This window comes from Pantoea sp. B9002, assembly GCF_013385945.1.
GTDB lineage: Bacteria > Pseudomonadota > Gammaproteobacteria > Enterobacterales > Enterobacteriaceae > Pantoea.
Genome location: NZ_JACAPA010000003.1, coordinates 55,938 through 77,971 on the forward strand (window position 1 = coordinate 55,938; position 22,034 = coordinate 77,971).

Genomic DNA, 22,034 nt, shown 5'->3' on the forward strand with positions numbered 1-22,034 from the left:
GGCATGAGATAAACGTCTAAAAGCGCGATAAATCGCGCCGCTACGAAGCGTGCGCGATTTATATATCGGTAATCAATGCGGTTGATAACGGCAACGCGCCACCGCATCGAGCCAGCCGTGATAATTCTCCTGCATGTTTTTCGCCTGATCCTCACGCGGCATAATCACGCTGCCGCCCTGTAAGGCTTGCATCTCACTGCCCTGCTGCCACCAGCCCAGAGTGCGGCCCGCTAATAATGCAGCGCCCAACGCAGACACTTCTGCCGTCGGTACGCGTTTCAGTGGTCGCTGCAAGACATCGGCCTGCATCTGCATCAACCAGCTGTTTTCCGTGGCGCTGCCATCCACGCACAGCGCAGGAAGTTGCACGCCGCTGGCCTGTTCCATGGCGAAAAACACGTCGGCGATCTGGAAGGTGATCGACTCCAGCGCCACACGCGCCAGCACCTCCGGCGTCGCCGCATCGGTTAAGCCACACACCATGCCGCGCGCTTTCAAATCCCACCAGGGCGCACCAAGACCGGAGAGCGCCGGCACAAAATAGATGCCCTGATTATGCTCGCTGCGCTGGGCCAGCGCGGTGAGTTCTCGCGGATCGTTGATGCCCAGCATGCGGCCCAGCCACGCCGCGCCGGAACCGGTGTGGGTAATGTTGCCCTCAAAGGCATAGCGCAGCGTGCCGTCATGCCACGCCACCGTGGTGCTGAGACCATTTTCCGTCAGCAGCGGCGTCGCCATCGACATCATCAGTGATGAACCGGTGCCGTAAGTGGCTTTGACCACCTCTTCGCTGCCGTTGCGCTGCGCTTGCAGCGCGGCGTGCGAATCACCGATGCGTGACAAAATCGGCGTGCCGGGCGCTAAACCGGGAATATCGTTACGTGTCACCACGCCTTGCGCGCTGGCCGAGGGCACAATCTGCGGTAGCGCCGCACGGGGAATGTGGAACAGCGTCAGCAGTTCATCATCCCAGTCGCCGCTGTGCAGGTTGTACAGCTGGGTGCGCGCCGCATTGGCATGATCGGTGACGAAGCTTTCGCCGCCGCTCAGCTGCCAGCTCAGCCAGCTGTCCACGGTGCCGATACAGAGTTCACCGGCCTGGGCGCGCGCGAATCCATTCGGCAAGGCGGCAAGCATGCCGGTGAGTTTGCCGGCCGGGAACATCGGATCGACCGCCAATCCGGTGAGTCCGGTGATGCGCGGTGCTTTACCCGCCGCGCGTAAATCGCGGCAAAATGCCTCCGAGCGGCGATCCTGCCAGCTGACGAGCGGCGTCAGCGGCTGGCCGTTATGTCGTTGCCAGATCAGTACCGATTCGCGCTGGTTGCTGATCGCCACCGCCGCCACGTGCGCCCCCGCACACTGCGCCAGACAAGCGCTCACCGCCTGTTTCACCGCCTGCCAAATCGCCAGCGGATCCTGCTCCGCCAAACCCGGCTGCGGATGTTCCAGCGTCAGCGGCTGACTGCCGCGCGCCACCACATTGCCTGCTCGGTCAACCGCAATCGCTTTCGCGTTGGTGGTGCCTTCATCAATTGCCAGTATCAACGAACCTGCCATCTTTACGCTCCTGCACAGATGCGCGCTGCACTCTTCACTACGCTGGCGGCATCAATGCCATGTCGGGCACGGGTTGAGGCGCGGTCGCCGGCAATTGCGTATTCGCCATCGGGGATGCCCAAACGTAGCAGCGGGATGCCACAGCCGCCTTCCGCCAGCACTTCTGCCACCAGGCTGCCGACGCCGCCGTTGACGTTGTGTTCTTCCACGGTAATCACCGCTGGATAGTGATTTAACAGCTCGCGCAGCTGTTGGGTATCACAAGGTCGAATCGATGGAATACTGATCACACCCGCTGTAATGCCTTGCTCATGCAGTTGCTCGGCGGCGTGAACCACCTCGTGAACCGTCGAGCCCATCGCCACCAGCACAATGTCATGACCTTCACGTAAAACATCGATTTGGCCAGGACGGAATTGGTAATTTTCATCGTGCAGCTGCGGCAGATCTTTACCGTCCAGACGGATGTACACCGGCCCGACATGCGCCAGCGCATACTCAATAATCTGGCGGCACTCCAGCGGGCAGGATGGCGCATAGATTTCTATATTGCCGAAGCCGCGCATCACCGCAATGTCGTCGATGCTGTGATGGGTGCTGGCCAGCGGGCCGTAGCTGGCACCGGCATTCAGGCCAAACAGTTTAACGTTGGTGTTGTTGTAGCAGACGTCGACTTTAACCTGCTCATTGGCGCGGGAAACCAGGAACGGCGCGGCGTTGCAGGTCACGGCCACTTTGCCGCCAATCGCCAGACCGGCTGCGGTGCCCACCAGCGTTTGTTCCGCGATCCCTACGTTGATCAGGCGATCGGGGAATGCTTTGATAAAGGGCGCAATTTTGGCGGTTGAGGTGGAATCGGCCACCACCGGCACTAAATCGACGCCGCGATTAACCGCATCAATAAATGCCTCGACCATTACCGTCGCCAGGTGTTTTGCATTACTCATCTTTCAACTCCTCCAGTGCCAACTCAATCTCTTCCCCTTTCGGCACGCGGTGATGCCACTCCGGTTTGCCCTGAATAAAGGAGATGCCGAAGCCTTTTTCGGTATGCGCCACAATCACCTGCGGCTTGCCGCTGTTGCGCGGCAGGTTTTCGATAGCTTCCACCACCGCCGCCATGTCATTGCCGTTGCACTCGCTCACGTCCAGACCAAAGGCGCGCCATTTTTCCGGCAGCGGATCGGTATTCATGATGTCGCGGGTATGGCCCGCCAGCTGCAACTTGTTCTTGTCATTGATGATCACCAGGTTATCGAGGCAGTAATGCGCCGCCACCAGCGCCGCTTCCCAGTTGCTGCCCTCCGCCAGCTCACCGTCACCGGTGACAACAAAAATGCGGCGGTCGCTGTTATCTTTCTTCGCCGCCAGCGCAATGCCAACCGCCACCGGTAAACCGTGGCCCAGCGCGCCGGTGTTCAGCTCAACGCCCGGCGTTTTTTGTCGCACCGGATGGCCTGGCAGATGCGAATCGGAATGCTGATAAGTCGGCAGCCATTCGGTGGGGAAATAACCGGCTTCTGCCAGCACGCAGTAATAACCGCCCACCGCATGGCCTTTCGACTGGATGTAGATGTCGCGCTGCGGATCGTTGGTGCGATCCGGCGCGCAGTTAAGGATGCGGAAATAGAGCGCGGTGAGGATCTCAACCTGCGAGAGATCGGCCCCAGTGTGACCGCCCGCCGGGCTGCCCGCATTAAGCTGAATGATGCGGCGGCGCACGGCGCGCGCTTTCGCTGCCAGATCCGCTACCGAGTATTTGAAAGGATTCATAGACACCTCTGAATTTTAAAGCATGGATGAATATTTATTCTTGATGGAGAAAAAAAGGTGCAGAAAATCAGCGCCTGCACCCAACCGATTAACTTTTTGCCGGGCTGCCGCCCTCCTCAATCAGCGCTTTCTGCGCCACCACCGCCGCTTTCTGCTGCATGCGGCTCTGCATTTGGTCGATGATCACCGCCACGATAATCACGATGCCTTTGATCACCATTTGCCAGAACTCGCTAACGCCCATCATGATCAAACCATCGGCGAGGAAGCCGATCACAAAGGCACCAATCAGCGTGCCGAGAATGGTGCCGCGTCCACCGGCCAACGAGGTGCCGCCCAGCACCACCGCGGCAATCGCGTTCATTTCAAAGGAGGTTCCGTTCGCCGGATGGCTGGCCACCAGCTGCGACGACACCACGATGCCCGCAATCGCCGCGCAAAAACCGGAGATGGCATACACCCAGATTTTTACCGACTTTACTTTCACGCCCGAGAGTTCAGCAGCGCGTTCGTTATCGCCAATCGCGTAGACCTGACGGCCAAACGGCAGGCGGCGCGCCACGTAGGCAATCACCAGCGCCAGCAGCACCATCATCCAGATCGCCCACGGCAAACCGAGGAAATAGCCCGCGCCAATCTTGTCGAATCCGGTATTCCCCAGCATTTCATTGCCCTGTAAACCGGGGAAGGTTTCGCCGCCCGAGGTGAGCATCGCCGTACCGCGCAGGATGTACATGGTGCCGAGCGTGCAGATGAACGGAGCCACGTTATAGCGGGTAATGATCCAGCCGTTTGCCGCGCCAATCAGGCCGCCAATCAGCAACACAATCGGCACGATCAGCCACACGCTGGGGAAGATGGCGATGCCAAACATCGGCAACACAATGCCTTTGGTGATCAGCCAGCCGGCGATCATGCCGCACAGGCCGAGCGTGGCGCCGATGGAGAGATCGATGCCCGCCGTGATAATGACAAAAGTGATGCCGAGCGCGAGGAAGGCGTTAATGGCGATGTGTTTCACCATAATCACCATGCTGCCCACCGCGAGGAAATCGGGCACCGTGATCGCGAAGAAGCCGACAATCAGAAACAGCGCAATAAAGGTGCGCAGTTTGAGCAGCAGCAGAATCAGGCTTTCGCGTGAGTTGAACGCTTTGACAGGCGATGCGAGCGCGAGCGCGCCGTTGTTTTTCATATCAGAACCCTTGTGCGCTTGCTTTAACCAGCGCCGCCTCTTCCGCTTCAGCGCGCGGCAGGTCAGCAGTCAATTTGCCGCCGGACATCACAAGGATGCGATCGGCAACGGCCATGATCTCTTTCAGATCCGAGGTGGAGAACACCACCGCAATGCCCTGCTCCGACAGCTTCACCATCATGCGGAACACTTCACCTTTGGCACCGACGTCGATGCCACGGCTCGGCTCATCCAGCAGCAGCAAGCGCGGATTGGTCAGCAGCGAACGGCCAATCACCACCTTTTGCTGATTGCCGCCGCTCAGCGCGCTGATGGCGACATCCGGCGAGGAGATTTTGATCGCCAGATTGCCGACGGTGCTGGTTACCACTTCGCGTTCCGCCTGCTCTGAAATCACGGTGCGATGCGATAGACGCCGCCACAGGCTGGCGATGGTGAGATTGCTCGCCACCGATGAGATGGGAAAAATGCCCGAGCGTTTGCGATCCTCCGGCACCAGACTCATGCCCATACGAATGCGTTCAGCGGTGGGCAGACGCGTCGGCAGCGGTTTGCTGTCGAGCCACAGCTTGCCGAGATAGTTACGCTGCGTGCCAAGCAAACACTCAAACAGCTCGGTGCGCCCGGCGCCCATCAACCCGTAAATGCCGACGATCTCCCCGGAACGCACCTGAAAACTGACATCATCCACCAGCGTGTTGCCGTTCGGGCTGACGCAGGTGATGTGTTCGGCTTCCAGTACCGGCGCACCGAACTGGCGATCCGGCGGCAGGAAAGTGCCGACCGGTTCGCTGCCCAGCATTTCGCGCACGATCCACGGCACGTCGATATCGCTGACCTGCGCTTCGGCCTGAAAACGCCCGTCGCGCAGAATGGTGATCACATCGCCAATCGCCATCAGCTCCTCGAGCCGATGCGAGATATAGATGATGGAGACGCCCTGGCGCGTCAGTTCGCGGATCACCCGAAACAGGATCTCTACTTCGGTTTTGCTCAGCGCCGAGGTCGGTTCGTCGAGGATCAGAATGTCGGCGTCCTCCGCCAGCGCTTTGGCGATCTCCACCAGTTGCTGCTGGCCAACCTTCAGGTTGCCAACCTTCTCATCCGGTGAAATTGGCTGATCGAGGCGCTGCATTAAGGCGGCGGTGCGGCGTTTCTGCTCAGCTTCATTGATGGGCCGGATGCCGCTCTGGATTTCGCGGCCGAGGAAAATGTTTTCCGCCACGCTGAGGTTCTCAAACAGATTGAGCTCCTGATGCACCATGCCGATGCCGTGGCGCGCGGCGTCTCGCGTGCTGTGAAACGCCACTTTGTTGCCATTGAGGAACATCTCACCGCTGGTCGGCTGCTGCACCCCGGCGAGTATCTTCATTAGCGTCGATTTTCCCGCGCCGTTTTCGCCGATGATGACGTTGACTTTGCCGCGCCACACGCGGTAATCCACGCGATCCAGCGCTAAGGTGCCGGGGAACAGCATCGACATCTGATTGGCCTGCAGAATGATCTCGTCGCTCATTATGGATTTCCCTGCTGCAGCTGCACCGCAACCACATCATCCACTGTGCCCGCGCCCATGCTGACGGCCAGCAGCGCCTGCGCCGGTTTGCCCACCCAGCTGGCATCCACCGCGGGCAGCTGTTTCACCGCGTGGCGATTGAGTGCTTTGGTGAGCTGCGCGTACTGCACCTGATTGGTGAACTCTTCGAAGCGGAAACCGGCCGCATCGCGAATCGCGTTGCCGCGCAGCACCGGGCCAATCAATACCTTCACCGGCTTGCCGTTGATGGTCATGGTGAGGCTGCGTTCCCGCTCGTTGCTGTTATCAAATGCCGTCACCGTGCCCGCAGCGCGCACAAACACGCTTTCGCTGCCGCCCGCTTTGACGGTGTGGCTTTTGGTTTCCATATCCGCCCAGCTCAGCGCCTGCTTCTCGGCGGGCTGCTGCACGCGGCTGGCCCAGCTTGACTCCGCAATCTGCTGCGGCGTCTGATCGCTGTAGCCCGGTTTGGCGTTGGGATCTTTCGGCATGATGGGTTTGCCGTTGGCATCGAGATCCACCACGGTGCAGGCGGCTAACAACAGCGTCAGCAGCGCCACCAGCATGCCGCTCAGCGCTTTCCCCTTCATGCCGACCTCCATCTTATTGCGCCAGCTTGAAGGTTTTCAGCTTCGAAGCGTTGCTGTCGTCAATCAGCACGCAATCCATCAGCTGTTTCTCTTCTTTCTGCGCTTTGCCGTTCTTCAGGTAGTAATCCACCTGCTCGACGGCCATTTGCGCCTGATCCCAGCCCGGCTGCAGCACGGTGGCTTTGATGTTGCCTTTATTGATGATGGAGTCGCGGGTGTAATCGCTGCCGTCGAAGCCGACCACAATCACATTGGTTTTGCCCGCCGCTTTCAGCGCCGCTTCCGCGCCCAGCGCCATGGTGTCGTTACCGGAGATCACGCCAACAATGTTGGGGTTCTTCTGCAGAATGGTTTCCATGCGGCTGAAGGCTTCGGTTTGACTCCAGTTGGCACTCTGCTGCGCCACCATTTTCAGGTCGGGATAATCATCCAGCACGTCGTGATAACCCTGCGAACGCACGCCCGCGTTGGTATCTGACTCTTTGCCCAGCAGCTCGACGTAATCCCCTTTGCCGTTCAGCAGCTTGGCAAACTTCTCGGCACCGAGCTGTGCGCCCTGATAGTTGTTGGAGACAATTTGCGCCACGGCGATGCCGGTTTTGTTGATTTCGCGGTCGATGAGGAAGGTAGGAATACCGGCATCTTTCGCTTTTTGCACCGGGCCAACCGTGGCATCCGCACCGGCGTTATCAAGGATGATGGCTTTGGCTTTGCGCGCGATGGCGGTTTCAATCAGCTGATTTTGCTTATTAACGTCATCATCGTGTGAGGCCACCAGCGTGGTGTAACCGAGCGCTTTGGCCTTCTCCTGCGCGCCGTCGGCTTCGGCTTTAAAGAACGGGTTGTCATGCGATGGCGTAATGATGGCCAGCAACCCCTTATCCGCCGCCAGCGACGCCGCCGAGATCATCATGATTGAAGCAAGTAGAGAGACTTTGAGGACAGAGGCTTTCATTTGTTATCTCCGATTGAATATATATTCAATTGCGATTTTATATGCATAATGACTATGCGCTGGCTTTCTGAGCACGTCCATTGCCCGATCCTCAAAAAGCGAAAACGATCACAAAATGTTCTGCGTTGTTATTTATGACAGGCTGATTAACAATACCAGGCAGGTTAAGAGAGAGAAAAAACCATGGCAAAACAGGATGAACAGCGGCTGATGGTGAAAATCGCCACGCTTTATTATGTGGAAGGCAGGAAGCAGTCCGATATTGCGCAGCTGCTGAAGCTGTCGCAATCCTTTGTGTCGCGCATCCTCAATCGCAGCGTGAAAGAAGGTGTAGTGAAGATCAGCGTGGTGCCGCCGGCCAATGTGTTCCCTGAGCTGGAAAAGGCCATTGAGCAGCTCTATCAACTGCCGCAGGTGATCGTGGTGGATGTGCCGGATCAGGCTTCGGCGTTGCAGATCAAACAGGCGATTGGTTCCGCCGCCGCGCACTATCTGGAAACGCGGGTGCGTGCTGATGAGCTGATTGGCATTTCATCCTGGAGCGGCACGATTCGCGCCATGGTGGATGCGCTGCATCCGCTTAGCGCGCCGTGCAAAGGCGTGATTCAGCTGCTGGGCGGCGTGGGCGCCAACGGCAATGTGCAGGCCACGATTCTGACGCAGAATCTTGCGGCGCTGCTGGATTGCCCGGCGTGGCTGCTGCCGTCGCAGTCGATTGAGCATTCGGTACGGGATCGCCAGCGTTTGTCGGTCAATCCCGATGTTGCGGTGGTACTGGAAAAGTTTGATCAGGTGGATCTGGCGATTGTCGGTATCGGCGATCTGGAGCCTTCCGCCCTGCTGCGCAATTCCGGCAACTATTACGACGGTGAGATGCTGCAAACGCTGGCCGAACGCGGCGCGGTGGGCGATATCTGCCTGCACTATTTTGACGCCGATGGTCAGCCGGTGCTGAGCGCAGAGGAAGATCCGGTGATTGGCATGGAGCTGGCGCAGGTGAAACGCTGTCCGCAGGTGGTGGCGTTAGCGGGCGGCAAAGAGAAAGCGCAGGCGATTCGCGGGGCGTTGCGCGGCGGTTATGTGCAGGTGTTGATTGTGGATTATCCGACGGCGAGATTGTTGGCGGAGGGTTAGTGTGGTGGGGTTGTGGATAAGATCGCCATAAATGGCGACCCTACATTCAACCGATGGTGCGGTAGGCGGTGGTGACTTTCCACAGATAACGCGGAGCTTGCGCCGCCGGATGTTTGTTCTGTACGTGCTGGTAAAACTCGTCCGGCGTCATGGAGTTGATCATCGCAATAGCACGGTCGCGGTCACGCGAGAAGGTGCGCAGTAAGGCACCGGCGCCGTTGGCGTAGGACACGATAGTGGCGTAACGCAGCGTTAGCGGATCGCGAATCCCGGCTAAGGCGGAATCCTGCAGAATTTTCAGGTAGGCCGCGCCGATATCAATATTCTTCGCCGGATCGCGCAGCTCGGAAGAGGATGGCTGACCATGACGGCCCTGCGTGCGATAGACTTCTCGGCCGGCGGTAGAGGCCTTAATTTGCATCAGACCAACCGCATTGGAACGGCTCACCACGGTGGGATTGCCTCCGGATTCGACACTAATAATGGCGCTGATTAACTTCTCATCAACGCCATAATGACTGGCGGCATCTTCGGTAAACATTGACCATGCATCATTCACTTTCGACGGCGGTGCCTGGGTTAAAGGCGTATTCTTCTCGGGCAGTGCCGGTTTTTCCGGCTCGCTTGAACAGCCAGCAAGCAGCAGTGCAGAAAGCATAAGTAGGCGAATTTTCACTGATTTTGGGTTCCGCAATAGGGTTGGCGCAAGCTATCATACCTGGCGCAGCGCGATGCAAAATTACCGTTTATCCTAAATCGGTAAAAAACCTTATGCTACCGTGAATTTGATAACGCATTTCGTCATCATCAGCAGGCCACTCTACAGCAGGATGGAAGTTATGGTTACTCCCCGCACGCTACGTCTCATCGCCCCTTCCGGCTATTGCCACAATCAGGACGCCGCCCAGCGCGCGGTGAGTCGTTTACAGGCCGCAGGCCATCATCTTGAGAATCTTTCTGCCATCACCCGCCGCTTTCAGCGCTTTGCCGGCGATGATGTGCAGCGACTGAATGATATCAATGCGTTGGCCACGCTGGAGCCGCTGCCTGATATCGTGTTGGCGGTGCGTGGCGGCTACGGCGCTTCACGTTTGCTGGATAAGATCGATTACGTTGGCCTGCAACGTCGATTGCTCAATCAACCGGTAGCGCTGTGCGGCCACAGCGATTTCACCGCGCTGCAACTGGCGTTACTGGCGCAAATCGGGCTAATCACCTTCAGCGGGCCGATGCTGGCCGGTAACTTCGGCGCAGAGGCATTATCTGATTTTACCGAATCGCACTTTTGGCAAGCGCTAACTTCTCCTACAGTCAATCTAAGCTGGCGCAGCGCAAGCCCTGATCACGGCCGCTGGCAAGGCACCTTGTGGGGCGGTAATTTAGCGATGATTTGCTCGCTGATTGGTACGCCGTCGATGCCGCAAATCGAAGGCGGCATTCTGGTGATCGAGGATGTGAACGAACATCCGTTCCGCATCGAACGCATGCTGATTCAGCTACAGCAGAGTGGTATTTTGTCGCGCCAGCAAGCGATTATTACCGGCAGCTTTACCAGCACCTCGCTGTCGGCGTATGACAACGGTTTTGATTTTGCCACCGTGTGGCAGCGCATCCGTGACGAGTTTCAGATTCCGGTGATCAGCGATCTGGCTTTTGGACACGATGCCGATACCGTGACGCTGCCGCTGGGTGCCCGCGCCACGTTGCAGATTGAGAATGGAGAAGCACAGTTCGCCTTCACCGGCCACCCGACATTGCGCTAACGTTTTGCCGCAGGAGACCGACAATGAAGCCACTGTACGACGATTTGTGGATCTCCACGCCAGAATTCCCCGCCGAAGAGACGGCGAGTGACTTAATGATGCATGGCTTTATGCTGTGCCACCCACGCGGCAATTTATTGATTGGCCGCGTGGAGCATCCGCTCGACCATGAGTTCCTCAACGATGCCGGCGGCGTCATTCGCCACTATTTGACCCACTGGCACGAAGCGGCGCCGGGCGCGATCGCCATTCAGCAGCGCTTTAATAGCGCGCTCTATTGCCACAGCCGTTCGCTGGGGCCGGTCAGTTTGGTGATTGAGCCCGATGAAACTTTCACTCAGCAAGAGACGCACTTCGGCGATTTTCACCTGCTGCCGACACCCGGACACACGCCCGGCAGCAGCAGCTATCTCTATCACTCGCCGCTCGGCCACACTTATCTGTTTGTCGGCGATACGCTGACCCGCGACTACAACCGCTGGATCAGCGTGCTGATGCCAGAAAGCAATCCCACAGAACTGCAGCAGTCGCTGGAGCTGTATCGCTCGTTACGCCCCGATGTGGTGTTGATGAGTACCACGCGCGGACATCTTTCGTGGGCTAAGGTAAATTTGCAGAGCTGGCTGGCAGCTATCGATGAGGCGGAGCAGTCACCGCTGGATCTGCGCCAGCGGCAACTGATTTAAATCACGAGTTCGGACGCGCGCTGTCGTCGTAGCGTTCCAGCGACAGAATCTGCGCATCGCGCTTATCGGTGCGGCTGCAGGGCAACAGCTTGTTGCTGTTGGCATAGACGAAGAAAGTTTCATCGTTCTTTTTGTTGACGATTAGCTGATCGCCATTACGAAAACGGGTGATGGCAACTTTGTCGCCGCCTTGCAGGCTGGTGCGCTGCTGCCCGGCAGCAATCTGGAAGTGGCGCGTCGGCCACATTAAGGTGCTCAAACCATACTCGGCACGCGATACCGTCATAGTGGGACGGCCGGGACAGGTGATTTGATATTCGGTTTCGCTCCAGGCGGGCGCTATCTGACAAGCCAGCACGCCAACAGCCATGACTATCGCCTTCATTGGGTTCTCCGCTGAGGTTAAATGATGATTTCGTGGAGTGACTGGCCTTGCTGCTGCATTCCATAAACGTTATCCAACAGCAGCAAAGCCTTGTACATCAAACGTGGCGAGATTTTGCGAGAGCAGGAACTACTCAGCGGCCACTTGCGCCGCGACTAACATCAATGCCAGCCCGGCCTCTTCGGCTTCAAAACGCTGCATCACTTCCTGAATGGCCGCTACGCAGTTCATCACCTGCTTCTTTTTGTCGGCTTCTAATTTGTCGATCGCGTGCTGAAGAATCATTAAACTCGCTTCTTCTTCTTTCATTAATTTACCCTTGTTTTGCTTACCTGGTGCGCAACGCTGGCAAGAATACCGTTTATCTGCTAGTAAAGTCACCCCTTTACATTCCTTCCGCTTAACGATTATACAAATGACAAATGGGAAGCAGCGTCAGACCTGCTATGATCCACTTATCAGTACGCATAGGCGTGCCATTGCAAACCAGGGAATGAAGCAGGTGCTCATGTGGCGAATCACGGTTGTACTCACCCTTTTACTGTTAGCTGGCTGCAGTTCCGCACCGAAAGGTGTCGACTGTCCAGGCGAAGTGTCGACGATTTATGGACAATCGATGGGCAACACGCAGGCGCGGATCTTTGATTTGGTGAGCGCCTTCGCCGTATCGCGCGATGGCGTGAAGGTGCAAAGCGGCACGCTGCACTCCACCGATCGCTTTCAGTACGTGCCATCGGCCATCACCGCTGAGGGCTTCTACGCGCAACGTCTCTCTGATAAACAGTTCCGCCTGATCAATCCTTATCAGAACACCATGATTACCTGGACGTGCCCATAAGCCGTGCGTCGCAGCGTGAGATGGTTTATTGTCTGCCCATCTCACGCTGCGGACCTGCATGATGGAAAAGAGTCTGGATAACAACGGCTATATCGATTTCCCCTTCCCGGCCAGCACCAATGCGGATGGCTCGGTGAATCCCTGTGGATTCGACCTGACGCTGGAAACCGATCGCATTGATGAGATCACCGCCGGTAAACATTCCGAAAATATGCTGCGTCTGCTGGAAGAAGTGAATCTGCAGGATGGCTTGTTTATGACGCTGGCCTGCGACTGGCAGCAGCGTGACGATGGCGTGTGCGGATTTATCGATGTGGCATTTCGTCCGACGGTGGCAGGCTTCAATACGGAAGAGACGCAAAGTCTCGATCAGGCATTTGAAATCTACCTCAGCCGCCAGGAGAAGCAGCACAACATGCAGAGCGGCACGCTGATCAATTACGCGCGCGCCGTGCTTGATTGGGGTTGGTCACCGCTGCAGCAGCGCCACATGCGCTACGAAAAAGTGACCTTGCGCTATTACTGCCAGCAGGCCGACGATGCCGAGTGGTGTTTTGATCATCTGCGCCACTTTTTGGTCAGCTGGTATCCGGCGTATCGTGGTAAGTCATAAGTCCAAATCCTCACGCTTCCCCCTTTCTGCTGCGCGCAGAATTTTCGCGTACTGCAAACTGCTGTTACAACCTTTACCGCTGCGTCATTTGCTGCCTGCAGTTTCTCTGACTACGCTTTACAGGACATTCACCACGATCAGGGAGTAATTATGAGTGACAAAGCGGAAGCAAAATTGAATGAAGCGGCAGGTGCCGTTCAGGAAAAATTTGGCGAATTCACCGGTTCACGCCGTCAGCAAGCCAAAGGTGCGGCGCGTCGTTATCCGGCTCAGGCCAGCTATGCGGTTCAGGATGCAGCGGATTGTGTGGTGAAATCGGTGCGCGATAATCCCGCGACCGGCCTGGCAGTTGCAGCCAGCATTGGTGTGATTGTCGGTTTTCTGCTCGGACGTAAGTAATCCGTCAAAACGGGGCCATGCTGGCCCCGTTGTTGGTTATTATTTCACATTTTCAAGCCTGCGAACGCCGCGCCTTATAGCGCGCAACCATGGTCATCAGTGCCTGATAAATTAATCCCGCATACAAGCTCATCACGATCACCATGCCGATCTCTTTGCCCTGCGCCTGCCACGAAACAAACCACATAAAAATGCCCCACAACAGGGAAAACAGCAGCCAGCCTTTGACGAACTTGATTACACCTTGCATACCACCTCCTCAAACGTAAGCGCTGAAGATAGCGGTTTAGTCTCTAATACACACTGCCATCAGCACGTAAATGTTAACTGATTCAAAATTCCATGAAGCGAATTGTAAAGCAACGCAAAGTGTTGGGAATACGCTGCGCAGAATGTGTTTTCTCCCTGCCGCAACTCGGGTGTCATCAGGTTAATTTAATCACGGTTAAGCACGTTGTTAGCAAAACAAGACGATTGCATGGGTGTGTATCGTGTGTATAATTTGAAGGCAGGGATGGCGATGAAAAGCACAGAGCTGATTAAAATGCTGGTGAACACTGGATGGACGCTGGAAAGAATCAAAGGCAGTCATCATCAGTTCTCCCATCCTGACTTCAGTTATCTCATCACCGTACCGCACCCCAGAAAAGATTTAAAAAAGGGGACGCTGATGCAGATTTTGAAGGACGCCAAACTTAAATAGGCCGATAACGCCCTACTAAACTCAGCCACAGGTGAAATCATGTTGTATCCCGCCTTTGTTGAAATTGATGTTGATGGCTCAGCCAGCGGTTTCTTCCCCGACGTAACCGGATGCTATTTTGCTGGCGATACGCCCGAGCAAACGCTTTACGATGCCCAGTCAGCGCTGAGTGCGCATTTTGAATTAATGGCTGAAAAAAGCATGCTCATTCCCGAACCTTCGCAAAACTGGATGACCGATTTTAGCCAACCAGGAATTTGGATTTATGTTGAGATCGATATTACGCGCTATCTGGGTAAATCTGAGCGCATCAACATCACTATGCCGAACTTATTGATTGAGAAGATAGATCAGGCCGTGGGAAACGATGCGCGTTATAACAGCCGCAGCCATTTTCTCGCTGAAGCCGCGCGTAAAGCGTTATCACACTCATAGCATGTTGCGACGTCAACCGCTTTTGCGCACGCGTCGCATATCGCCATCGGCGCGATTATGTTTGAATTCCCGCCAACACTGTCCGGCATGTGGTTGAAATGAATTATTTAAGCAAAATACAAAGTTTTATTGAGGGCAACACGGTGCTGTCGGCCGCTTTTAGCCTGGTGTTACTGATGTTTGCCGGCATGATCGCCCATCTTATCTGTAAGTTCTTTATCGTTAAGGTGGTCAGAAAGGTGTTCTTCAGCACGCACAAGAATCAGGTGCCGCTGGATAAGGACGTCAGGCTGTCGGAGAAGCTCTCTAACTTTATCCCGGTGATCACAGTCTATTATCTGCTGCAGTTTATGCCGGATTTACCGGAGCATCTGCTGATCGCGATAAAGACCATCTGCGGCATTCTGTTCTTCGTCTATTTATCGCTGTTCTTTACCGAAGTGCTGGAGATCGTTAATAACTCCTATTCGAAAAAAGCCAAACGCAAAAATCATTCGATCAAGGGTTATATCCAGGTCGGCAAGATTCTGGTGCACATTATTTCGGCGATCATGATTCTGGCGATTATGTCGAATAAATCGCCGGTGATTATTATCTCCAGTTTGGGTGCGGTAGCGGCGGTATTGATGTTGGTGTTCCAGCATACGCTGATGTCGCTGGTGGCCAATATTCAGGTCTCATCAAACGATGTGCTGCAACTCGGCGACTGGATTGAAATGCCGGATAACGGCATCAGCGGCGAAGTGATCGATATCGCGCTGCATACCATCACTATTCGCAACTGGGACAATACGCTGTCGCGCATCCCCACCAAAAACTTCCTCACCGAAACTTATACCAACTGGCAGGCGATGTTCTCCTCCGGCGCGCGCCGTATTATGCGCAGTTTCCATCTCGATCAGATGTCGATACGCTTTCTCGATCACGAGATGGTGCAGCAGATGAGCCAAATCCGCGGTGTCAGTGAGCAACTCTCGGCGCTGATGGATGGCCGCGACAGCAATGCGGTAGGTGAACGCTGGTTTGCAGAAAACGGCATCACCAATCTGACGGTGTTTCGTAAATACCTTACAGCGTGGCTTTCGCAGCGCGACGATATCAAGAAAGATATGTATATCGTGGTACGCGCCATGAAGCCTTCGCCAGAGGGCTTGCCGGTGGAAGTTTATTGCTTCACCTCGTCAGTGCTGTGGGTGGATTATGAGGATTCTCAGTCGGCCATTTTTGAGTATATCTATGCGATCGTCGGTCACTTTTCGCTGCGGATGTATCAGCAACCGGGCGGCAGTGATTTCTGGCGACTGTCGCAGGAGCGTGTCCAAACACTTAATCCTGGCGAAAGAGAGACTGATTAATTCACTTATATAATCGATAGCATTGGGAGCAACGGCTCCCAATCTACCTTGAAAGCCTAAATCTCATAGTTTTCACTACAAGACCCTTCTGATAAGATTACCCAGATTTTATCCTCTGTACTCTTTAGTTACATATTCAAAAGGGATTATTAAATGTTAAGTTCACGGCTAATGCATAGAATGACATGGTTAATTATCATTCTATTCACTTTTGCTGCCTCATGGTATTTAACCTTCCGCTACTTTCCTTTTGAGCCGGATGTTGCTAATAGCCCGCTGGTATGGCGAGGATTTTTAACTGAAGGATTTTCAGTTTTTAAGGATTGGTTCCCAACACCGGATAATTGGTACTTTACCGTTTATCCTATAAACTTCATTTTCTACAGTTTACTTTCCAGTGATGGGCGTTTTGCCTTGACCTTGTCAACCATGTTCTTTGTGTTCATCACACCGCTCATTGTGGCTGTTATTATCAATTCAACTAACAAAAAAATTAGTTTTATATTCGCTCCTATCCTCATTATTTCATTGCCCGCTTACTGCTATATCTACGGTTTTATCGCGCATCCTTTTTCACATTACTCCACTAACTTTTTTGGCATTGTTGTCTTTGCACTCTGCTTTTTTAACCTCAAAAAGCAATCGGCCGCCATCTGCCTGCTTTACAGCCTATTATCTCTGCTAGCTGCCGTTTCGGATCCGTGGTTTGCAGCAACATATTTCCTTCCACTTTTATTGACGCATTTCTATTTCACATGGCAGAAAATTATCACCAAAAAAATCAGCATAATTTATCTGATTACCTTCATTTTCACTATGATTCATGCCGTGCCGCGTTGGCTGCACATTCCTATTCAGCGATTTGAGTTAGTGCCATTTGCACAATGGCCTGTCAACATCGAATGGGTTATTCATGTAATGGGACGCAGTCTCAATTTGTTTTTTATCGATAATAATATTGTTTATGCCGCTTCATTACTTATTTGGTCAACTTTATTTATCCATGCTTTAATCGTATGCTGGAAAAAAGGAAACCAGGCGCGGTTTATTGCTATTTTCTCATTCCTGAGCATTGCAGCGATCATCTCATCATTCATAATTGGTTACGACATGCCTTATGAAGGCAGCGCTCGTTTCTTTGTTAACGCCTTTATTTTTCTGATGATGGTAGTAACGCTACGCTTTTCGTTTAAAAGCAATCCTCTTATTGCATTCGTTTTCGCCTTATTCCTCTGCTCTTCTTATTACTCTTACTATAAATACAGTGCCCCTATTGCCGATCAGGAAGCTAAAACCTGGGCTTATATTGACTTTCTTAAGAAGAATAATTTGATGTTTGGCTACAGCGATTATTGGCAACTCGCTAATAATGTGAACTGGTTATCTGAAAATGAAATTCATATAACCTCAGTCCGATGGGAGGACAGTTTTCAGATAATGTCTGACCGTCCACGTGTCCAAACCATGCGTTCCTGGCTAAAAGCCGATTTTATTCAACAGTCCCCTAAGCGTCAGTTTGTGGCCATACCTGCCGTCGAGACTGCAGATGAAAATAGTGAAGCCAATCGCCGCGTGAACACCATTCGCCAACAGTTAGGAGCGGCTGATGAAGTGATGATCTTCGAAGGGATGACAATCCTGGTTTATAACCACAGGATTGTGTTTCCATAATTCAACGGGAAACAACATCGTTAATCATTAGACAAAAAAACGGGAGCCATTGGCTCCCGTTATGCTTTCTGCCTGAGTGGCAAATTACATGTTGCTGATGATCGCGTCACCAAACTCTGAACATTTCAGCAGTTTAGCGCCGTCCATCAGACGTTCGAAATCGTAGGTCACGGTTTTGTTAGCGATTGCGCCTTCAACACCTTTAACGATTAAGTCAGCCGCTTCGAACCACTCCAGATGACGCAGCATCATTTCAGCTGACAGGATCACTGAACCTGGGTTCACTTTATCCTGACCTGCATACTTCGGTGCTGTACCGTGCGTCGCTTCGAACAGGGCGCATTCGTCACCGATGTTTGCGCCTGGTGCGATACCGATACCGCCAACCTGTGCTGCCAGAGCATCAGAGATGTAGTCACCGTTCAGGTTCATACAGGCGATGACGTCGTATTCCGCCGGACGCAGCAGGATCTGCTGCAGGAAGGCATCGGCGATCACGTCTTTAACGATGATCTCTTTACCGGTGTTCGGGTTCTTGAACTTCATCCACGGGCCGCCATCGATCAGCTCGCCGCCGAACTCTTCTTTCACTAACTGGTAACCCCAGTCTTTGAAAGAACCTTCGGTGAACTTCATGATGTTCCCTTTGTGAACCAGGGTCAGAGAATCACGATCGTTGGTGATAGTGTATTCAACCGCTGCGCGCACCAGACGTTTAGTGCCCTCTTCCGAGCATGGCTTAACGCCGATACCGCACTGCTCAGGGAAGCGAATTTTCTTCACGCCCATCTCTTCGCGCAGGAACTTGATCACTTTATCCGCTTCTGGCGTGCCCGCTTTCCACTCGATACCGGCATAGATATCTTCTGAGTTTTCACGGAAGATCACCATGTCGGTCTCTTCTGGACGCTTAACCGGGCTTGGCGTGCCTTTGTAGTAGCGAACCGGACGCAGACACACGTACAGATCCAACTCCTGACGCAGTGCAACGTTCAGAGAACGAATACCGCCACCCACTGGAGTAGTCAGCGGGCCTTTAATGGCAACGCGGTATTCTTTGATTAAATCGAGGGTTTCCTGCGGCAGCCAGACGTCCTGGCCGTAGAGTTCTACTGATTTTTCGCCGGTATAAATTTCCATCCAGGAAATTTTTCGCTCGCCGTTGTAGGCTTTCTTCACAGCGGCATCAACCACTTTCAACATTACCGGGGAAACATCAACGCCGATACCGTCACCTTCGATGTAAGGAATAATCGGGTTATTCGGAACATTCAGTTTTCCCTGATCCAGGGTGATTTTTTGACCTTCCGCCGGAACAACTACTTTGCTTTCCATCAACCTCTCCTTCGAGCGATTTTTTGTTAATGATTTGTAAGATGCGGGTCAATACTACTTGATTATTTCCGCTACGCCAATCACCGTAGTTTCGCGCTATAATGCGCCGAATGTTTCCGACTGCAAAGCCCATGCGAAAAACTTCTCAACGAATTCACCAGGATAAGCGCGCAAGCGCCCCGGCACGTAAGCCCATGCGCCGCGATACCCGTCCGAAAGGCCCAAGACGCGTCATACTCTTTAACAAACCATTCGATGTTTTGCCGCAATTCAGTGACGAAGCCGGACGCCGCACGCTGAAGGATTTTGTGCCAGTGAGCGACGTCTACGCTGCCGGCAGACTCGATCGCGACAGCGAAGGATTGATGATTTTGACCAATGATGGCGCGCTGCAGGCCGCGCTGACGCAGCCTGGCAAGCACACCGGAAAGGTCTATTTTGTGCAGGTGGAAGGCGCGCCGCAGGAATCAGATTTATCCCTGTTACGCAGCGGCGTAACGCTGAACGATGGCCCCACTTTGCCGGCAGGCATTGAGTTGGTGAACGAGCCAGAGTGGCTGTGGCCGCGCCAGCCGCCGATTCGTGAGCGCAAAGCGATTCCCACCAGTTGGCTGAAAATCACCCTGTTTGAGGGACGAAATCGCCAGGTGCGCCGCATGACGGCACACATCGGTTTCCCAACGTTGCGCCTGATTCGCTTTGCGATGGGCGAACATCAGCTAGGCGATTTGCCGCCGGGTGAATGGCGCGATATCAGCGCAGCCATTTAATAACTTTTAGTTAACAATTTCGGAGGAAGGATGTTTAAACCTCATGTAACGGTGGCCTGCATTGTGCAGGCAAAGGGACATTTGCTGGTGGTGGAAGAGCGCGTGCACGGTCGTATTACCTGGAACCAGCCCGCCGGGCATCTTGAGGCCAATGAAACCCTGCTCGAAGCCGCCCAGCGTGAGCTGTTTGAAGAGACCGGCATTGAAGCCGAACCCGAATATTTCCTCGGCGTGCAGCAGTGGATTGCGCCGGACGATACACCTTTTGTGCGTTTCCTGTTTGGCCTCGATCTGGCGGAAAAAGTCGACACCTCGCCGCACGATCGCGACATCGATTGCTGCTGGTGGCTGCCGCCAGAGCAGATTCTGACGGCCAATCGCCTGCGTTCGCCGTTAGTGGCAGAGAGCGTGCGACTGTGGCAACAAGGCGAACGTTATCCGCTGCATCTGGTCGCGCCGTTCCAGTGGCCGTTTCATGAGGGTGCGCGCCCCGCTTCTGCATGATAGAATGCGCCGCCTGTTTTTATCGTAATTTAAGAGTGCGTCATGTCTGACAACAGCCAGAAAAAAGTGATCGTCGGAATGTCCGGCGGCGTCGATTCTTCCGTTTCCGCCTGGTTACTGCAGCAGCAGGGCTATCAGGTTGAAGGCCTGTTCATGAAGAACTGGGAGGAAGACGATGGCGAGGAGTATTGCACCGCCGCCGATGATCTGGCTGACGCACAAGCCGTGTGTGACAAACTCGGCATCAAACTGCACAAAATCAACTTCGCCGCTGAGTACTGGGATAACGTGTTCGAGCACTTCCTGGAAGAGTACAAAGCCGGCCGCACGCCGAATCCCGACATCCTGTGCAACAAAGAGATCAAGTTCAAAGCCTTCCTCGAATTCGCGGCGGACGATCTCGGCGCAGACTTCATCGCCACCGGCCATTACGTGCGCCGTCAGGATGTTGACGGTCAAAGCCGCCTGCTGCGCGGCCTCGACGGCAACAAGGATCAGAGCTATTTCCTCTACACGCTCAGCCACCAGCAGATCGCGCAAAGCCTGTTCCCAGTTGGCGAACTGGATAAGCCGGAAGTGCGCCGCATCGCTGAGCAGCTGGATCTGATCACCGCGAAGAAGAAAGATTCCACCGGTATCTGCTTTATCGGCGAGCGCAAGTTCCGCGACTTCCTTGGCCGCTATCTGCCTGCGCAGCCGGGCGAAATCGAAACCGTTGACGGCGAAATCGTCGGTGAACATCAGGGCTTGATGTATCACACGCTCGGCCAGCGTAAAGGTCTGGGCATCGGCGGTCGTAAAGAGAGTAACGACGATCCCTGGTATGTGGTCGACAAAGATGTGGCGCGCAATCGCCTGATCGTGGCGCAAGGCGGCGAGCATCCACGCCTGATGTCTGTGGGGTTGATTGCCCAACAGCTGCATTGGGTTGATCGCCAGCCGATTACCGCCCCGCTGCGCTGTACGGTGAAAACCCGCTATCGCCAGACCGACATTCCGTGTGAAATCATTCCACATGGCGACGACCGTATTGAAGTCCGTTTTGACGAGCCGGTTGCGGCCGTCACGCCAGGCCAATCCGCCGTGTTCTATATCGGTGAAGTGTGCCTCGGCGGCGGCATTATCGAACAACGCCTGCCTCTGGCAGAAGCCTAAGGTCGGCGCTGCCCGACGCGATGACAGGAGTTAAGCGTGGCTAAGAACTATTATGAGATTACGCTGGCGCTGGCGGGCGTATGCCAGGCCGCCCATGTGGTGCAACAGCTCGCGCAGCAGGGACATTGCAATAACGCGGCACTGAATGTGTCGCTGCGAAGCCTGATCGATCTCAATCCCGGTTCGACGCTGGCGGTGTTTGGCAACGACGAAGCCAACCTGAAGGTTGGATTAGAGACCTTGATGGCGGTGCTGAACAGCAGCAATCGTCAGGGCGCCAGCGCCGAACTGACGCGTTATACCTTAAGCATGATGGTGCTGGAGCGTAAGCTGCACGGCAACAAAACCGCGATGAACACGCTGGCACAACGCATCGGCCAGCTCGACCGCCAGCTGGCGCATTACGAGCTGGAATCAGACACCATCACCAGCGCGATGGCCGGTATTTATGTGGATGTGATTAGCCCGCTGGGGCCGCGCATTCAGGTGACCGGTTCGCCGCAGGTATTACAGAATTCACAAGTGCAGAGTAAAGTGCGCGCCGCCCTGCTGGCCGGCATTCGCTCTGCGGTGTTATGGCAGCAGGTTGGCGGTGGCCGTCTGCAGCTGATGTTCTCGCGCCAGCGATTGCTGAGCGAAGCCAAAACCATTTTATCCCGCCTGGGTCCGGCGTATTAA

26 protein-coding genes are annotated in these 22,034 nt (G+C 54.6%); 14 read left to right on the top strand and 12 right to left on the bottom strand.

Annotated features, from left to right (window positions below; translation table 11 throughout):
• Window positions 1–72: 72 nt before the first annotated feature.
• From HX773_RS02280 to HX773_RS02310, 7 genes are all read right to left on the bottom strand, one after another.
• Window positions 73–1,560, bottom strand: a complete 1,488-nt coding sequence (locus tag HX773_RS02280) for an FGGY family carbohydrate kinase (protein WP_176970263.1) — start codon at window positions 1,558–1,560, stop codon at window positions 73–75.
• 2 nt (window positions 1,561–1,562) lie between these two features.
• On the bottom strand, window positions 1,563–2,507 hold the full coding sequence (locus tag HX773_RS02285) for a transketolase family protein (RefSeq protein WP_101760785.1): 945 nt from the start codon (window positions 2,505–2,507) through the stop codon (window positions 1,563–1,565).
• Window positions 2,500–3,333, bottom strand: a complete 834-nt coding sequence (locus HX773_RS02290) for a transketolase (RefSeq protein WP_176970264.1) — start codon at window positions 3,331–3,333, stop codon at window positions 2,500–2,502. The genes HX773_RS02285 and HX773_RS02290 overlap by 8 nt, the downstream gene beginning before the upstream one ends.
• A gap of 88 nt (window positions 3,334–3,421) precedes the next feature.
• Complete coding sequence (locus tag HX773_RS02295) at window positions 3,422–4,528, bottom strand: ABC transporter permease (RefSeq protein ID WP_176970265.1); 1,107 nt, start codon at window positions 4,526–4,528, stop codon at window positions 3,422–3,424.
• A 1-nt stretch (window position 4,529) separates the two neighbouring features.
• The gene (locus tag HX773_RS02300) at window positions 4,530–6,044 is read right to left on the bottom strand and encodes a sugar ABC transporter ATP-binding protein (protein WP_176970266.1); all 1,515 of its coding nucleotides are present in this window, start codon (window positions 6,042–6,044) and stop codon (window positions 4,530–4,532) included.
• Window positions 6,044–6,655, bottom strand: coding sequence for a DUF2291 family protein (locus HX773_RS02305; RefSeq protein ID WP_176970267.1), 612 nt, complete (start codon window positions 6,653–6,655; stop codon window positions 6,044–6,046). Before HX773_RS02305 ends, HX773_RS02300 begins: the two co-directional genes overlap by 1 nt.
• A 13-nt stretch (window positions 6,656–6,668) precedes the next feature.
• A complete protein-coding gene (locus tag HX773_RS02310; RefSeq protein WP_176970268.1) occupies window positions 6,669–7,610 on the bottom strand; it encodes a D-ribose ABC transporter substrate-binding protein in 942 nt (313 codons plus the stop codon).
• A gap of 183 nt (window positions 7,611–7,793) precedes the next feature.
• Between HX773_RS02310 and HX773_RS02315 the strand changes: the two genes are divergently transcribed.
• The gene (locus HX773_RS02315; protein WP_176970269.1) at window positions 7,794–8,744 is read left to right on the top strand and encodes a sugar-binding transcriptional regulator; all 951 of its coding nucleotides are present in this window, start codon (window positions 7,794–7,796) and stop codon (window positions 8,742–8,744) included.
• Window positions 8,745–8,790: 46 nt separating this feature from the next.
• Here the strand turns inward: HX773_RS02315 and emtA are convergent, their stop codons facing one another.
• Window positions 8,791–9,420, bottom strand: coding sequence for a membrane-bound lytic murein transglycosylase EmtA (gene emtA / locus HX773_RS02320; protein ID WP_072093393.1), 630 nt, complete (start codon window positions 9,418–9,420; stop codon window positions 8,791–8,793).
• Window positions 9,421–9,583: 163 nt separating this feature from the next.
• On the opposite strand from emtA, the gene ldcA reads away from it, so the two are divergent.
• Complete coding sequence (gene ldcA / locus HX773_RS02325; RefSeq protein ID WP_176970270.1) at window positions 9,584–10,507, top strand: muramoyltetrapeptide carboxypeptidase; 924 nt, start codon at window positions 9,584–9,586, stop codon at window positions 10,505–10,507.
• A 23-nt stretch (window positions 10,508–10,530) separates the two neighbouring features.
• A complete protein-coding gene (locus HX773_RS02330) occupies window positions 10,531–11,193 on the top strand; it encodes an MBL fold metallo-hydrolase (protein WP_176970271.1) in 663 nt (220 codons plus the stop codon).
• Between the two features lies 1 nt (window position 11,194).
• Here the strand turns inward: HX773_RS02330 and HX773_RS02335 are convergent, their stop codons facing one another.
• Together HX773_RS02335 and HX773_RS02340 are read right to left on the bottom strand one after the other, a co-directional pair.
• Window positions 11,195–11,578, bottom strand: a complete 384-nt coding sequence (locus tag HX773_RS02335) for a hypothetical protein (protein WP_176970272.1) — start codon at window positions 11,576–11,578, stop codon at window positions 11,195–11,197.
• Between the two features lie 129 nt (window positions 11,579–11,707).
• On the bottom strand, window positions 11,708–11,887 hold the full coding sequence (locus HX773_RS02340) for a hypothetical protein (protein WP_008108187.1): 180 nt from the start codon (window positions 11,885–11,887) through the stop codon (window positions 11,708–11,710).
• A gap of 199 nt (window positions 11,888–12,086) precedes the next feature.
• Between HX773_RS02340 and HX773_RS02345 the strand changes: the two genes are divergently transcribed.
• The 3 genes from HX773_RS02345 (at window position 12,087) to HX773_RS02355 (ending at window position 13,428) form a co-directional block, all read left to right on the top strand.
• A complete protein-coding gene (locus HX773_RS02345; RefSeq protein WP_176970273.1) occupies window positions 12,087–12,416 on the top strand; it encodes a hypothetical protein in 330 nt (109 codons plus the stop codon).
• 61 nt (window positions 12,417–12,477) lie between these two features.
• Window positions 12,478–13,029 (top strand): hypothetical protein, encoded by a 552-nt coding sequence (locus tag HX773_RS02350; protein ID WP_176970274.1) that lies wholly within the window; start codon window positions 12,478–12,480, stop codon window positions 13,027–13,029.
• Between the two features lie 150 nt (window positions 13,030–13,179).
• Window positions 13,180–13,428, top strand: coding sequence for a CsbD family protein (locus HX773_RS02355; RefSeq protein ID WP_007891510.1), 249 nt, complete (start codon window positions 13,180–13,182; stop codon window positions 13,426–13,428).
• A 52-nt stretch (window positions 13,429–13,480) separates the two neighbouring features.
• Here HX773_RS02355 and HX773_RS02360 read toward each other — a convergent pair whose 3' ends face one another.
• On the bottom strand, window positions 13,481–13,678 hold the full coding sequence (locus tag HX773_RS02360) for a DUF6404 family protein (protein WP_176970275.1): 198 nt from the start codon (window positions 13,676–13,678) through the stop codon (window positions 13,481–13,483).
• Between the two features lie 270 nt (window positions 13,679–13,948).
• Here HX773_RS02360 and HX773_RS02365 point away from each other — a divergent pair, with 270 nt between their 5' ends.
• The 4 genes from HX773_RS02365 (at window position 13,949) to HX773_RS02380 (ending at window position 17,592) form a co-directional block, all read left to right on the top strand.
• The gene (locus HX773_RS02365) at window positions 13,949–14,131 is read left to right on the top strand and encodes a type II toxin-antitoxin system HicA family toxin (protein WP_176970339.1); all 183 of its coding nucleotides are present in this window, start codon (window positions 13,949–13,951) and stop codon (window positions 14,129–14,131) included.
• 39 nt (window positions 14,132–14,170) lie between these two features.
• A complete protein-coding gene (locus HX773_RS02370) occupies window positions 14,171–14,566 on the top strand; it encodes a type II toxin-antitoxin system HicB family antitoxin (protein ID WP_176970276.1) in 396 nt (131 codons plus the stop codon).
• 98 nt (window positions 14,567–14,664) lie between these two features.
• The gene (locus tag HX773_RS02375) at window positions 14,665–15,921 is read left to right on the top strand and encodes a mechanosensitive ion channel family protein (RefSeq protein WP_176970277.1); all 1,257 of its coding nucleotides are present in this window, start codon (window positions 14,665–14,667) and stop codon (window positions 15,919–15,921) included.
• Between the two features lie 153 nt (window positions 15,922–16,074).
• The gene (locus tag HX773_RS02380; protein WP_218168115.1) at window positions 16,075–17,592 is read left to right on the top strand and encodes a hypothetical protein; all 1,518 of its coding nucleotides are present in this window, start codon (window positions 16,075–16,077) and stop codon (window positions 17,590–17,592) included.
• A gap of 84 nt (window positions 17,593–17,676) precedes the next feature.
• Here HX773_RS02380 and icd read toward each other — a convergent pair whose 3' ends face one another.
• Window positions 17,677–18,927: an NADP-dependent isocitrate dehydrogenase gene (gene icd, locus HX773_RS02385; RefSeq protein ID WP_007891496.1), complete on the bottom strand. Its 1,251-nt coding sequence runs from the start codon at window positions 18,925–18,927 to the stop codon at window positions 17,677–17,679.
• Window positions 18,928–19,028: 101 nt separating this feature from the next.
• Between icd and rluE the strand changes: the two genes are divergently transcribed.
• The 4 genes from rluE to hflD are packed head-to-tail and all read left to right on the top strand — an operon-like array spanning window position 19,029 to window position 22,034.
• Entirely contained in the window at window positions 19,029–19,697 is a 669-nt protein-coding gene (gene rluE / locus HX773_RS02390; RefSeq protein WP_370463580.1) for a 23S rRNA pseudouridine(2457) synthase RluE, read from the top strand.
• A 30-nt stretch (window positions 19,698–19,727) separates the two neighbouring features.
• A complete protein-coding gene (locus tag HX773_RS02395) occupies window positions 19,728–20,201 on the top strand; it encodes an NUDIX domain-containing protein (RefSeq protein WP_176970280.1) in 474 nt (157 codons plus the stop codon).
• Between the two features lie 42 nt (window positions 20,202–20,243).
• Entirely contained in the window at window positions 20,244–21,356 is a 1,113-nt protein-coding gene (mnmA, locus tag HX773_RS02400; protein WP_176970281.1) for a tRNA 2-thiouridine(34) synthase MnmA, read from the top strand.
• Window positions 21,357–21,392: 36 nt separating this feature from the next.
• Complete coding sequence (hflD, locus tag HX773_RS02405; RefSeq protein WP_176970282.1) at window positions 21,393–22,034, top strand: high frequency lysogenization protein HflD; 642 nt, start codon at window positions 21,393–21,395, stop codon at window positions 22,032–22,034.